We start from the raw sequence: 13,621 nt of genomic DNA, 5'->3' as shown, positions 1-13,621 counted from the left end.
AGCCCATTTCAGCCGAGGAAGGCAAGCTCCTCGCGGCTGAGTTCGAGCTCGTCCGCCTTGAGCGAATCGAGGATGGTTTCGGGATGGTGCGCGCCGGGGATCACGAACATGTGGTCGCCCTTGGCCAGCTCCCAGGCCAGCACCACACGCTGATAGCTCATGCCATGCTTGGCGGCCACCTCGCGGAACGGGTCGAACAGGTGCTCGTCGTACGGGTGGCGATAGCCGCCGAGCGGGCTCCAACACACGAAGGCGAGGCCTTCCTTGGCGCAGTATTCCAACGTGTCCTGGGTTTCCAGGTGGATCGGGGAATACTGGTTCTGCACGGCAACGAGCTTGTCACCGAGAATCTCCTGCGCGATCTTGAGCTGTTCGATGCTCACATTGGACACGCCTGCCCACTGCGCGACACCCTGGTCGAGCAGCGCCTTGATGCCTTCGCACGACTCGTTGTACGGCACTTCCGGGTCATGGCGGTGCAGGTAGAGCAGGTCGATCGAATCGACGCCGAGCGCCTGCGCGGACTGCTTGCCGTATTCGATGAGATGCTCCGGCTTGCCATCGCGCGGCCAGATCGGCTTGTCGCCGTCCCATGCGCGGCGCAGACCCACCTTGGTGGCCACGGTGACCTCGTCGCGTGGTCCCTTCCAGGTTTCCAGAGCCTCGCGCACCAGCTTCTCGCCGGTCTGCTCCTCCTCGCCGGGAGTGTAGTAGGCCCACGCGGTGTCGATGTGGCGGCAGCCGGCGTCCAGCGAGGCGTGCAGGGTTTCGATGCCTACGTCGTGTCCACGATTGTTTTCGATGGTCAGCGGCATCTCGCCGTGGCCGATGGCGGTGGTGTGGAACGGTCCGAGATTGCGGAACAGCGTCATATTCTCTCCTTCGCGACAAGGCGCGCCACGGCGGCATGTCCAAGCCGGACGCGTCCGATCCCAAGTTCTTGCCCGGGTTCTTGATCCAATGGAAAAGCCTACCAATCGCCATGGGCGAAAGGCAGGCTTTCCTTACCATCCTGTCGAATGATCGTTCTATCGGACAACCATTCGATGGCTGCGCATGTGGCTTCACGCGCCACGGGACGGTGACGTGGCTCAGCGGCCGCCGAGGCCGCCGCCACCGCCGCCTCCACCGCCTCCGCCGAAGCCGCCGCCGGAGAAGGAGCCGCCGGAGCCACCCAAACCGCCCGACGAAGACGACGGCGCCGCCGCGGCAATCGTGGAGCTGACCGACGCGAAGCCGGAGCTCAGCTGGGAGCCGATATCGCCGATGCCTCCGATGAACCCTGTTCCGCCGAATGGGTTGGACATGCCTCCCATGCCGGTCGGCCCACCCCACGCACGGGAACGGCACGTCCAATATCCGAGGGAATCGTAACCATACGTATCAAGCCATCGCGGATCGTTGACCTCGGGGTACGCCCTGGCGAACTCCCGTGCCACCTTGTCGGAGATGCCGAAGGCGGCCGCGTACACCAGATACCAGTTCCACATCACCAGATCAAGCGCACCGCGATCGGAGAAGTTGGAGAAATCCTCCATATAGCGCTTGAGCCCCAGGCACTCGCCCGCATAGGTCTGCCCGGATTCGGTGATCCCCTCCTTGCGCCCGGTGGCCAAGCAGAACGCGCCGATGCAGACGAACGGGACGCCGAGACACAACGCCGCCGCAATGTTGCCGGTGGCGTTGAGCAGCGCTCCGGCCAGGCCGACGACTATGGAAAGGATGCCCATCGACAGCCACAGTCCGCTGGTGCTCCTGACCGCGTTCAGCTTCAGGAATTCGATGTCGCACGCATTGGTGAAATGCTCCATCTCCTGATAGCCGTTCTCCCAATCGGAGCAGGCGGTCTCCATCTGGTTGAAGTCGAACACCGGGGAGCCCACCCGCGCGGAGATGCGGATCAGCAGCTGCAGGCAGGCGTCCTCGGAACGGCTCAGCCCCAAGGTCTCCCTGTGAGACAACGCATCCGGCAGAATCACCAGCGTGGTGGTGGTCGATGCGGCGCTGGCACGGTTTTGGTCGGAGGAGATCATGCGCGCCATATCCGCCGCGTTCGCCCGGCTCAGATCGATGCCCCGATACAGGCTGGACGGCCCCGGATACACGGTGAGCGCCTTCTTGACCACCAGCGCCAGCACTGTCGCCGTCAAGGCACGCGACGACCGCTCCCCCTTGGCGTCATCCACCACGTCAATCAGATGCGCGGCGGACGCGGGACTGACCTGCGGACGTTCGCGCCAGTATTCGATACCGCCGCGATAGGTGGCCTCACGATTCGAGGAGAGCGTGCCGCGGATCGCCAGCACGGAGCACAGCACGCCCAGCACGAGGCAGACCAGCCAGCCGGCGACGGTCAATCGCGCCTTGTTCCGCTGGCTGTCCCGCCACTGCTTCTCCTTGCCAGCCTCCGTCGATTTGAGCTCATCCAGGTAATCGCCGGATTCGACGCGTTCGACGCCGTCCGCGCCATCGTTGCCGAACGCCGCAACGAGATCGACGTACTGTTCGGTACGCAGGTCGTCGACGGTGAAATGCAATGTGCCGTCGGCGTCGCGCGACGTTTGGGATGTGGCCTCGGTATGCAGCCACGCCCATGAATCGTCGGAGCCGACGCCCTTGGGAAAGCGCACGGTGGCGGTGACCTTGCCGACCGGCACCGGGTTGTCTTCGGGGAACATCTCCCATTGGAGGCCTGTCACGTCGTCATGCTGTGTGGCCATGTCATGGAACGTCATCGACACATCGAATCTGAGGCTGCTCTGCTTGACGGTGGCGGAGATGTTCCAGCCGATTTCGATGTTCCGCTCATCCCCCGAACCATTGGGGTTGAGTCCGTCGGTATCGGAATGGAACGGCTGCGGATAGTTGGAACCGTACGTGGTGTCGGCGATGTACCAGTGCCCCGCATACTCTGTGTTCCATTCGCTGTCGGATATGCCGTTCGGCAGCTTCGGATCGATCTGCGTGTACTCCTCGCCCGTGGAGGCGTTCGTCACGGCGATGTCGGTGATGTTCGTCAGATCCTGGTTGCGCAGTTTGAAGGTGACGTACAGCTGTTTCCACGGCTTGGCATCGCCGTCGTCGTCCTTGCGCTCCTTCAGCTGGTAGTCCAGATGCTCCGTGAATCTGATGTCGCCGTTGCTTTGCAGCTGGGCGTCGAAATCGACGGAACGGCAGCTCAGATCCGCCTCGTCGCCGGATGCGAAGAACGCCACAAGCACCACGGCGACCACCGCCACAAACGCGACAATCGCGGCGACGATGCCTCCTTTGACACGGTCCTTATCCATATATCGCCACCTTTCTTATCTCATATCCCACGTATCCGTTTGCGCCGCGCGCCACGCATCTCATCGGCCTCCCGACGAACCGCCGCCGGAACCGCCGTCGCCGCCATCGAAGCCACCGGAACCGTCCGACCCCGCGGACGAAATCGTGGAGGAAATATCCGAGAATCCGGACGAGATCTGCGACCCGAAATCCGAGAAGCCGGAGAAAGCGCTGAAGCCGGACGACCATCCGCCGGCCGAGACAGAGGACGTATCGGAGAAAGAATTCCCAGAGCCAAGCGCATACGTCCAATACCAGAGCGTGCCGCTGCCATGCTCATCAAGCCACTGCCGGTCCTCCAGCTGCGGATAGGCCTTAGCCATTTCACGCGCCAATCTGTCGGAGATGCCGAACGCCGTCGCGTAGATCAGATACCAATCCCATAGCGCCAGATCGGAAGCGTCCCGGTCCCGGAAATCGGAGAAGTCCAGCATGTAACGTTTGAGTCCCAGGCATTTGCCGGCGTATTCCCGACCCTTGTCCGTCAGCACCTGCCGGGGGCCGGCCATCAGCACGAACAGGCCAACCAGCAGCAAAGGAATCGCGATGCAATAACCGGCGACCGCATAACCCTGCCATGCGTTGAACAGCCAGACGCAGACGCCGAGCACCACCGTCAGCACCGCGGAAACGCCGTACAGCGAGAATCCGTCCTGCGTGACGCCCAGACGTTCGATCCCAGCCTTCCGGGCCGTTTCGCAATCCTGCAGCAGCTCGGTTCCATGCTTCCATTTCGTGCAGGCTTTCCTCATCTGTCTGAGATCGAAGACGCGGCTGCCGACGCGTTCGGATACGGCGATCAGCAGGTCGAGCAGCCTCGCCTCGGGATCATGCAGCCCCGCATCGGCAAGGGTCTTGGCATCGAACGCCTTGGGAAGAATGACCAAGGTGCTTGTGGTTGAGGCCTTCTTCAAGGTTTTCCGGTCGGAACCGATGATGCGGGACAGCTCCGCAGCATCCATGTGAAGCAGGTCGACGCCATCGTAGAATCCGTGCGGACCGGGATAGATGGCGATCATCCCCTTCTTCGCCAGCACCAATGCAAGAGCCGCCAACGTATTCCCCGCGGAATCGCTCTTCTTTGAATCGCGTTCGAGGACCTCATTGAGCCATGCGGCCTCCGACACGTCCACGGGAAGTTTGTCACGCCAATAGATGACGTCGCCGTGGCACCGAGCCCGGTTTTCCGCCCGCAGCAGTCTGCGGATGGTTTCGGCGCACAGCAGCACGCCGCCCGCGATGGCGAGCAGCCAGCTGAGCACCATCAGGATGGCGTGGATCCGTTTGGATCCACGCGCCTTGCGTTCCAGTTTGGTCTCACGATCCTTCAGCGTGCCCAGATATGCGCCGGAGGATTTGCGCTGCACAGACGGCGTCAGAGAAACGTCAGACGCGGCCACCACATTGACGTATTCGTTGGATTTGAGGTTGTCGAGGGTGAACCGCAGGCTGCCGTCCGAGGCATGGCTGACGGCGGATGCGCCGTTGTCGGTGTGCAGCCATGTCCAGGTCGTGTTGCCGTCGGCTCCTTCGGGAAAGGACACCGTTCCCGTCACCTTGCGCGCGGGCACCTCGTTCTTCGTCGATATCGGCTCCCATTGGAAGGTGGAGACGTCATCGTACGCGGCGCTCACGCCGTGCAGGGTCATCTCCACGTCGAACACGAGACTGTCCCGTTCCACGGTGGTGGGGATGTTCCATCCGAGCTCCACGGTTTTGGAGGCTCCGGAATCCGATCCGCCCATGCCGTCATTGTCGTAACGGTACGTTGTGGCGTACGAGTTTTCGGCGGTGCCGTCGGCGATGTACCACGTATTGGCGTACTCGTCGTCCCAGATGGCCTGTCGCTCCGAATCGGATGCGTCCACGGGATTCGTCTGCCGATACGTGACGCCGTCCGTCACATCGGTCACGGAGACATCGGAAATGCCGGTCAGCTTCGCGGAATCAAGCGTGCACTGCCAATACAGCTGACGCCAAGGCTTGGTGTCACCGTCATCGTCCGTGCGCGAACGCAACCGATAATCGAGCCGCTCCCGTACCTTCAGATCGCCATTGGACAGAACTTGGGTCTGATAGTCGATGCTGTTGTAGCTCAGATACGGCGAATCCGAACCGAACACCCACAGCCAAGAGAACAGGCACAGCACCACGGTGATCGCCACCACGCCCACAGCCGCGCGCGCATATCCCTTCCACATCGTCATCGCCCTCCAAACGAACCGCCGCCGGAGCCGCCGGACGATCCTCCGAAACCGCCGCCGGAGAAGGAACCACCGGAACCGCCGAAGCTTCCGGAACCTCCGGATGAGGAGGATGAGGCCGCCGCGGAGATCGTGCTGCGCACATCGGCGAAACTGGAACTCAGCTGCGCACCGAGATCGCCGAAATTCGCACTGAATGCGGCCGGATCAATCGTGGAGGCGCCAAGCGACGTGCCGACGGATGCGCCAAGCAGGCTGCTGGAGCGCAGGGGCATGTACATGTACGAGGTACCGGCATGCTCATCCAGCCACTGCGGATCGGCCACTTCGGGATATGCTTTGGCTAGCTGGGCCATCGCCTTCTTGGAAATGCCGAACGCGGTGGCATACACCATGTACCGGCCCCACAACGTCATGTCGAGCACGCCTCGGTCGGTGAAATCGCTGAAATCCGTAAGATAGCGTTTCAGTCCGGCGACCTGCCCGCCATAGCGTTGCCCCTCATCGGTCAGCACATAGCGTTTCCCGTATGCTGCGGCGAAAGCGCAAAGCGCGGCCACCGGAACACAGACGACCAATGTCACGGCGAGCTCGCCGTCCTGCACGTATTTCAACGCCATGAAGAAGGCGAACGCAATACCCAGCCCACTGAACAGATAGCTGAGCAATCCCATAGGCTTGACGGCATGCAAGTCATCGAATTCCGTGGAACACGCGTTGTCGAAGGCTTCCAGCAGCTTGTAACCGCTCGAATAGTGTTTGAAGGCCTTGCTCATCTGTTTCATATCGAACACCTGCGCATCATGCAGACGCGATGACGCTTTAAGCAGGATGTCAAGCACCGCTCTTTCGGAGGAACTGAGCAGCAACGAACCGATGTCGTTATGCACCACCGGCATGATGGCGATGGTGCTGGTCTTCTTCAGTTTGCGCGCGGACGCCGCATTGGAACCGAGCATGCCGGCCACCGAAGCCGCGCTTGCCGTGGTCAAATCAATGCCGTTATACAGGTCCACCGGCCCCGGATAGATGGCGATCGCGCCTTTCGAGGCAAGCGACATCACCGTGGCGGACATCTGCCTGTTGGCCAGTTTGTCGGCGTTCTTGATCTTGCCGGAACCGAATATCGAGGAGGATGCGCTCATGATGTCCTCCATCTTCGCGGCGGCTGCCGGACTCAGGTCGGGCAGGTCCCGCCAGTATTCGATATCGCCCTTGTATTGCGATTTGCGGAAGCTGACGATGGCGAAATACAGCGCCGCCACGGCAAGCGCGATGCCGATCAACGCCGCGAATATCCAGCCGGCCACCCGTTTGACGGCCTTCGTATGCTGACTGGACCTCCATTCCCGTTCCTGTTTGGTTTCATCGTCGATCAGCCGTTGCTTGTATGCGCCGGACTTGGTGCGTGCCACGCCTTGCGCTTGCGAGGCATCGAACATGGCCACGACATCCAAATAGTCGCCGGCGCGCACATCATTGGCGGAGAACATCAGGGAACCATTATCGCCGCGGTTCGTGGTGGAGGTATTTTTGGTGTGCAGCCATGCCCACGAATTCTTGCCGTTAATGCCGTTGGGGAATGTGACTTTGCCCGTCACCGTACCGATGGGGATCTGGTTTTCCTCGCCGAACGGCTCCCATTGGAAGGAGACGACGTCGTCATAGGCGGTGCTCACGCCATGCAGCGTCATGGATACATCGAATTTGAGACTGTCCTCGGATACGGTTTGTGGAATATTCCAACCGATTTCAAGTGTTTTGTCGGCCTGACCGTCATCACTTAACCCATCGGTCTGCGGATTGAACGGCTGAGGATCGTTCTCATCCTCAGTGACGTCCACGATGTACCACTGACCTGCGTATCTGGCATTCCAATCGGTGACATTATCGGGAAACGCAAAATTGCCGTGGATGTACGTTTCGTTGTTGGTGACGTCCTTCACGCTGATATCGTCGATATTCGTCAGATCGCTGGATTTCAGCGTATACCGCTGGTACATCTGTTTCCAATCGCGCCCACGGTCCTTCAGCCTCATGTCGATATGCTGCGTGACTTTGAGATCGCCGTTCCTCTGCACCGCCACGTCGTAGTCAAGCGTGCGGTAGCTTAAATCGGGTTCCTCATCGGAGGTCTGCGCATTGATGAGCACGATGCCCAACATCGTCAACGTGACCACAATCGTGGACAGCAGACTGACCAACGTACGTCTGATATTCATCGGCGGTATCTCTGTTTTCTCTCAAGGGTCCTCAAGCACCAACGCATGGTCTCGGCGTCAACGGACCGTAATACAGGAAAGGGAGTGCTGGCAAGACATCACACCTCGTCAGCGCTCCCCTTTCTTGTATGGAAACGTTCAGAACTTGACTTGCGGAGCCTGACGGTCCGCTTCGTCAACCTGGAAGTACGCCGCCTGCTCGAAGTGGAACAGTCCGGCGATGATGTTGGTCGGCACGACCTCGATCTTGGTGTTGTACTTCTGCACCACATCGTTATAGAACTGGCGGGCGTAGGCGATTTTCTCCTCGAGCCCCTTGAGCTGCCCCTGCAGATCCATGAAGTTCTGGTTGGCCTGCAGCTGCGGATATGCCTCGGCGGTGGCCTGGAGGTTCACCAGCGCACGGCTCAGCTGGTTCTCGGCCTGGATGCGCTGCTGCACATCACCGCTTTGCGCAGCCTGGATGACGCCGGCACGAGCCTGCGTCACCTGCGTGAACACGTTGGATTCATGGGCAGCATAGCCTTTGACAGTTTCCACCAGATTCGGAATGAGGTCGGCACGCTGCTTGAGCTGCACGTCAATCTGCGCCCAGCCGTTCTTCACCCGGTTACGCAGCGTGACCAGCCCGTTGTAGGCGGACATTGCCCACAACAGCACAAGAACGATGATGACGACGATAATAATGGCTACGATCATCGTATTTCCTCTCTGCTTCGTTGTTTCTATTGCCATCATGTTCTCATGAGGACTGCACCATTCCACGGCGCGCATACACCCGTAAAACGATTGACATCATGTTTTGCCAAGTGTGTCGGAATGCAGAAAGGCCCGCCCCACGGGGGGCGGGCCTTTCAGATAATCATCTTATGCTGCGGGAAATCCGCGCGAAGGTGTCATCAGTCTTCGAACGGATCAAAGTCGCGGCGCACGCGGCGACGCGGACGCTCGGAGCGCTCCTCGCGATCGGCGCGGTACTCGTCATAGTTCTCGTCGGCGGCGTAACGCGGGTTGCGGTCGTCGCGACGGCCACCACGACGACGGTCGGAACGACGGTCATCGCGATCATAGTCACGATCACGATCATCACGATCGGAACGACGACGACGCGGACGATCATCATAATCGCGGTCATCACGATCGGAACGACGACGATCATCACGGTCATAATCGCGGTCACGATCATCACGATCGGAACGACGACGACGCGGACGATCATCACGATCGTAGTCGCGGTCATCGTCGCGATCGGAACGACGACGACGCGGACGATCATCATAATCGCGGTCATCACGGTCATCGGAACGACGACGGTCGTCACGACGTCCACGGCCGCCACGACGGTCATCGCGATCGCCACGGTCGCGGCGCGGAGCTGAGGATTCCTGATCCTCGAAGCCCGGAATAGCCAGCGAGATCTTGCCACGATCGTCGACGCCCTGCACGACCACCTCGACGGTGTCGCCTTCCTTGAGCACGTCCTCGACGGCGTCGATACGCTCGCCGTTGGCCAGGTTGCGAATCTGGGAGATGTGCAGCAGGCCGTCAGTGCCCGGGGTCAGGTTCACGAACGCGCCAAACGACGTGGTCTTCACGACCTTGCCGTTGTAGGTTTCGCCGGCTTCCGGCACATGCGGGTTGGCGATCTGGTCGATGATCTGCTTGGCCTTCTCAGCGCCTTCGCCGCCTTCGGAGGAGATGAACACGGTGCCGTCATCCTCGATGGCGATCTCGGCGCCGGTCTCCTCCTGGATCTGGTTGATCATCTTGCCCTTCGGGCCGATGACCTCGCCGATCTTCTCCACCGGAACGCTGGTGGTGATGATGCGCTGCGCATACGGGCTCATCTCGGCCGGACCGTCGATGCACTCGTTGATGACCTCGAGGATGGTGGAGCGGGCTTCCTTGGCCTGCTGCAGAGCGGACGCCAAGATGTCGGCCGGAATGCCGTCGAGCTTGGTGTCGAGCTGCAGGGCGGTGATGAATTCGGAGGTGCCAGCCACCTTGAAGTCCATGTCGCCGAAGGCGTCTTCGGCGCCAAGGATATCGGTCAGCGTCTTGTAGATGTGCTGTCCATCGACGTCACCGGACACAAGGCCCATGGCGATGCCGGCGACCGGAGCCTTCAGCGGTACGCCTGCGGCGAGCAGGGACAGCGTGGAGGCGCACACGGAACCCATGGAGGTGGAACCATTGGAGCCAATGGCCTCGGACACCTGACGGATGGCGTACGGGAACTCCTCGCGGCTCGGCAGCACCGGCACGAGGGCCTTCTCGGCGAGGGCGCCGTGGCCGATCTCGCGGCGCTTCGGGGAACCGACGCGGCCGGTCTCACCGGTGGAGTACGGCGGCATCTCATAGTTGTGCATGTAGCGCTTGGACTGCGGACCGGACAGCGCGTCGATCTGCTGCTCCATCTTGAGCATATTCAGCGTGGTGACGCCCAGAATCTGGGTCTCGCCGCGCTGGAACAGCGCGGAACCATGCACGCGCGGCACGATGTCCACTTCGGCGGACAGCGTACGGATATCGCGCAGGCCACGGCCGTCGATGCGGTAATCCTGGGTCAGGATGCGGCGGCGGACGATCTGACGCTGCAGTTCCTTGAAGGCGTTGCCGATTTCCTTGTCCTTCTCGGCATCGTCCATGTCGGTGAACTCTTCCGCGAGAGTGGCCTTCACGCCTTCCTTGATTTCGTGGATGCGATCCTGACGCGGCAGCTTCTCGGCGATGGACAGCGCTTCGTCGAGGTCGGCGTGCGCGATCTCGTCGATGCGGTTGTACAGATCCTCGGTGTACTCCGGGAAGAGTTGGAATTCCTTGGTTTCCTTCGCGGCGATCTTCTTCAGCTCGGCTTGGGCTTCGCAAATCACCTTGATGAACGGTTTGGCGGCTTCAAGACCACCGGCAACGACTTCCTCGTCCGGCTTGGTCTGGCCTTCGTCGTAGATGAGGTGCCATGCGTTCTTGCCGGCACCGGCTTCAATCATGGCGATGGCGACGTCGCCGTTCTCCACGACGCGGCCGGCGACCACGATTTCGAACACAGCGCGCTCACGCTCGCTCCAGCGCGGGAAGGCGACCCACTGGCCATCGATCAAAGCCAGACGAACACCGGAGACTGGGCCTTCGAACGGCAGACCGGAGATCATGGTGGAAGCGGAGGCCGCGTTCAGCGCGACGACGTCGTAAGCATCATCCGGATTAACGGCGAGCACGGTTTCGACAACCTGCACTTCGTTGCGCAGAGTGTGCGGGAACAGCGGACGCAGCGGACGATCGATGATGCGGCAGGCCAGGATGGCTTCGGAGCTCGGGCGGCCTTCACGACGGAAGAACGAGCCCGGGATCTTGCCGGCGGCGTACATCTTCTCTTCGACGTCCACGGTCAGCGGGAAGAAGTCGTAGTTCTCCTTCGGGCTGGAGCCGGCGGTGGTGGTCGACAGAATCATCGAATCATCGTCAAGATAGGCGGCGACGGCACCATCCGCCTGCTGGGCGAGACGACCGGTCTCGAAGCGCAGCGTGCGCTTGCCAAACGAACCATTATCGATTACGGCTTCAACAGCCTTGATTTCGGGACCCTCCATAGGGTTCCTCCTTTGTTTTTCTTTTTCTTGATACCTACTATCGGCAGTCCTCTTCAGCGGACTCCAACCGATTCCTACATGCGTGACGCGGCGTTACCTCCGCCGCTTCCTCATCTCTAGATTCTAGACCTCGTACGCCCCAAACCTTCGGGCTTTCAAACTGTCTGTTCCTCGAACTCGGCTGTCATGCAAAAACGCCCGGGCGCCATAGTGACGCTCGGGCGGAAGAATGTTATCGGCGCAGACCCAGACGCTCGATCAGGGAGCGGTAACGGTTGATGTCGACGCGCTTGAGGTAATCAAGCATACGACGACGGTCGCCGACCATCAGCAGCAGACCACGACGGGAGTGGTGATCGTGCTTGTGCTCCTTGAGGTGCTCGGTCAGATCAGCGATGCGCTTGGTGAGCAGTGCGACCTGGACCTCCGGGGAGCCGGTGTCACCCTCGTGGGTTGCGTAGGTCTTGATGATTTCCTGCTTTTCCTCAGCCGTAAGTGCCACGGCATCCTCCTTGTATTGCTGCGCGGTGCTGCCGGCCCAATGCCAACGCGCTCTCTTTCCGCGGGCGAAACACGCCAAGGGAACATCTTACACGACGGGCGGACCAAAACCGCAGGGCGGACGCATGCGGACGCGCATCGGCCAAACGCCGGTCGGCAACGCGACGCGTCACGACATGGACGCCAGTATGCCGCCTGACATCGCAACGGCGAGCGCGACCACTTCGATAACGAAGAACAGCAGGAACGACGCCCAGCTGCGCGTGAGCACGTTGAGTTTGGATTCCTTCTTGATGCACACCAGCATGCCCACCCACAGCACCGCGTAGACGGCGACGCCGAAGCCAGCCGCAAGGATGCCGAGGTTGGCCGCGTTCGCCAACCCCGCCGCTCCGCCGTACATCACGTAGGTGGCGTTCCAGAAGTTGAAGCTCAACAGGCACACGCCGGCGATGAACTGCTCAGCGGCGAGCCCGATCACGAAAACGCAGCCCCACAGCCATTTCTTCGTGTCGGCGACCATCAGCCCAAGTCCGGTAAGCGCCGCGACGGTGACCGTCCAGGAAATCAGCGCCACACCCTTCGGATCAAGGAAGCCGAGATGCTCCACCATCCACGTGGCGTCCTTGACCGCGACGACGCGTCCCAGCCAATACGGCGCAATCATCGCAATCAAAACCAACACGATGAACAGCATCCAACGAACCGGATGCGATTTGCGGCGTTCGATGTCGGCCAAGGACAGGTCGGACTGTTCGATGGATGCCGTCGGATGTTTGGAGACGTCGACGGTTTCGACCACGCCGCCCACGACTTCCGTTGCCTTGTTGTCTGCCTTCTGCCCCATATTCGCTCCGTATATCGCTTTCCCGCCACAATCGTCGTGCCACGGCCGCCACGCCGCTCGTCACGGCGCATACGGCATATCCAGCGCCCGGCAATCGCATGCCCATATGCGAAAGGCGTGCCTTGCAGCACGCCTTGCTTCTTCTCTGACGATGTTCTGGAGCGGATGACGGGAATCGAACCCGCGTAATCAGTTTGGAAGACTGAGGCTCTACCATTGAGCTACATCCGCGTACCGTTCTGCGTCGATCTGCACCGACACGAAACGACTCGAGTTATTATACACACTCCCTCAACTTTTGCAAGTGGCCGACGCGCGCTTTCAGAATTCGAGCGTCACCACCGCGGACGCGATGGACCCATCATGGCTCAGGGAGATGCAGATGTCGCATGCCGGGTGACGTTCGTCCGAATGCAGTCCAAGCGATTGCAGCATCCTGCGTTGCACTTCGGGCGACAGCACGACATGGGGCACGCCGTGGGAATCGTCGAGGATCTCGATGCGCACCCACGGGAAATCGTCCAGCGTGTACGGATATTCAACCGTGCCGTTGTTCCCGGCATGCCGAGAAATCGCGGCGCACCACGCCTTCAGAAACGCCTCCTTGCCCGCCCAACGGGCCGCCAGATGCACGGCCTCCTCATCATGTTTGATCTGCGCGCGCTGTGCGGTCTGCCATATCTCGCGCATGGAGAACAGGCCACGCATACGTGACCCAGGCTCGTTCAACTGTTCGGCGAACGATGGCACATCCACCACGTCATGCCCCAAACCCAGCATTTCCCCGCCTTTCCAAAAAGCCACATGGGATCGTCCCCAACGCCCTACCCGCCCATACGGCAGTCCATATGAAGGAGAGGGGCAGCACCCCGCGCAATAAGGTACCGTCCCTCTCTGAAAGATTCATTGGAATCCGTCCACATCACG

Annotated in this window: 9 protein-coding genes and 1 tRNA gene; all 10 read right to left on the bottom strand. The window is 60.8% G+C overall.

What is annotated here, in order from left to right:
• Window positions 1-8 precede the first annotated feature (8 nt).
• Window positions 9-872, bottom strand: coding sequence for an aldo/keto reductase (locus OU26_RS01295; RefSeq protein WP_026646556.1), 864 nt, complete (start codon window positions 870-872; stop codon window positions 9-11).
• A 219-nt stretch (window positions 873-1,091) separates the two neighbouring features.
• The gene (locus OU26_RS01290; RefSeq protein ID WP_026646557.1) at window positions 1,092-3,290 is read right to left on the bottom strand and encodes a DUF2207 domain-containing protein; all 2,199 of its coding nucleotides are present in this window, start codon (window positions 3,288-3,290) and stop codon (window positions 1,092-1,094) included.
• Between the two features lie 60 nt (window positions 3,291-3,350).
• Window positions 3,351-5,537: a DUF2207 domain-containing protein gene (locus tag OU26_RS01285; RefSeq protein ID WP_051592929.1), complete on the bottom strand. Its 2,187-nt coding sequence runs from the start codon at window positions 5,535-5,537 to the stop codon at window positions 3,351-3,353.
• Window positions 5,534-7,756, bottom strand: coding sequence for a DUF2207 domain-containing protein (locus OU26_RS01280; RefSeq protein ID WP_026646559.1), 2,223 nt, complete (start codon window positions 7,754-7,756; stop codon window positions 5,534-5,536). Before OU26_RS01280 ends, OU26_RS01285 begins: the two co-directional genes overlap by 4 nt.
• 138 nt (window positions 7,757-7,894) lie before the next feature.
• Window positions 7,895-8,455 carry a LemA family protein gene (locus OU26_RS01275; protein WP_011742776.1) on the bottom strand — a complete coding sequence of 187 codons (561 nt, stop codon included), beginning with the start codon at window positions 8,453-8,455 and terminating at the stop codon, window positions 7,895-7,897.
• Between the two features lie 200 nt (window positions 8,456-8,655).
• Window positions 8,656-11,346, bottom strand: coding sequence for a polyribonucleotide nucleotidyltransferase (locus OU26_RS01270; RefSeq protein WP_033498804.1), 2,691 nt, complete (start codon window positions 11,344-11,346; stop codon window positions 8,656-8,658).
• 232 nt (window positions 11,347-11,578) lie between these two features.
• A complete protein-coding gene (rpsO, locus tag OU26_RS01265) occupies window positions 11,579-11,848 on the bottom strand; it encodes a 30S ribosomal protein S15 (RefSeq protein WP_003807806.1) in 270 nt (89 codons plus the stop codon).
• 168 nt (window positions 11,849-12,016) lie between these two features.
• A complete protein-coding gene (locus OU26_RS01260) occupies window positions 12,017-12,694 on the bottom strand; it encodes a hypothetical protein (RefSeq protein ID WP_026647091.1) in 678 nt (225 codons plus the stop codon).
• Between the two features lie 157 nt (window positions 12,695-12,851).
• Window positions 12,852-12,925, bottom strand: a tRNA-Gly gene (locus OU26_RS01255).
• Window positions 12,926-13,015: 90 nt separating this feature from the next.
• Entirely contained in the window at window positions 13,016-13,474 is a 459-nt protein-coding gene (locus OU26_RS01250) for a holo-ACP synthase (RefSeq protein ID WP_026647090.1), read from the bottom strand.
• Between the last annotated feature and the right edge of the window lie 147 nt (window positions 13,475-13,621).

It is taken from the genome of Bifidobacterium ruminantium DSM 6489, from assembly GCF_000770925.1.
GTDB classification, from domain to species: domain Bacteria; phylum Actinomycetota; class Actinomycetes; order Actinomycetales; family Bifidobacteriaceae; genus Bifidobacterium; species Bifidobacterium ruminantium.
The sequence above is the reverse complement of the archived record's forward strand: the minus strand, read 5'-3'. Positions and strand labels throughout refer to the sequence as shown.

What these genes read in the sequence shown, in the direction of transcription:
- OU26_RS01295 (WP_026646556.1), bottom strand. Translation starts at nt 872, where the DNA reads ATGACGCTGTTCCGCAATCTCGGACCGTTCCACACCACCGCCATCGGC.
- OU26_RS01290 (WP_026646557.1), bottom strand. Translation starts at nt 3,290, where the DNA reads ATGGATAAGGACCGTGTCAAAGGAGGCATCGTCGCCGCGATTGTCGCG.
- OU26_RS01285 (WP_051592929.1), bottom strand. Translation starts at nt 5,537, where the DNA reads ATGACGATGTGGAAGGGATATGCGCGCGCGGCTGTGGGCGTGGTGGCG.
- OU26_RS01280 (WP_026646559.1), bottom strand. Translation starts at nt 7,756, where the DNA reads ATGAATATCAGACGTACGTTGGTCAGTCTGCTGTCCACGATTGTGGTC.
- OU26_RS01275 (WP_011742776.1), bottom strand. Translation starts at nt 8,455, where the DNA reads ATGATCGTAGCCATTATTATCGTCGTCATCATCGTTCTTGTGCTGTTG.
- OU26_RS01270 (WP_033498804.1), bottom strand. Translation starts at nt 11,346, where the DNA reads ATGGAGGGTCCCGAAATCAAGGCTGTTGAAGCCGTAATCGATAATGGT.
- OU26_RS01260 (WP_026647091.1), bottom strand. Translation starts at nt 12,694, where the DNA reads ATGGGGCAGAAGGCAGACAACAAGGCAACGGAAGTCGTGGGCGGCGTG.
- OU26_RS01250 (WP_026647090.1), bottom strand. Translation starts at nt 13,474, where the DNA reads ATGCTGGGTTTGGGGCATGACGTGGTGGATGTGCCATCGTTCGCCGAA.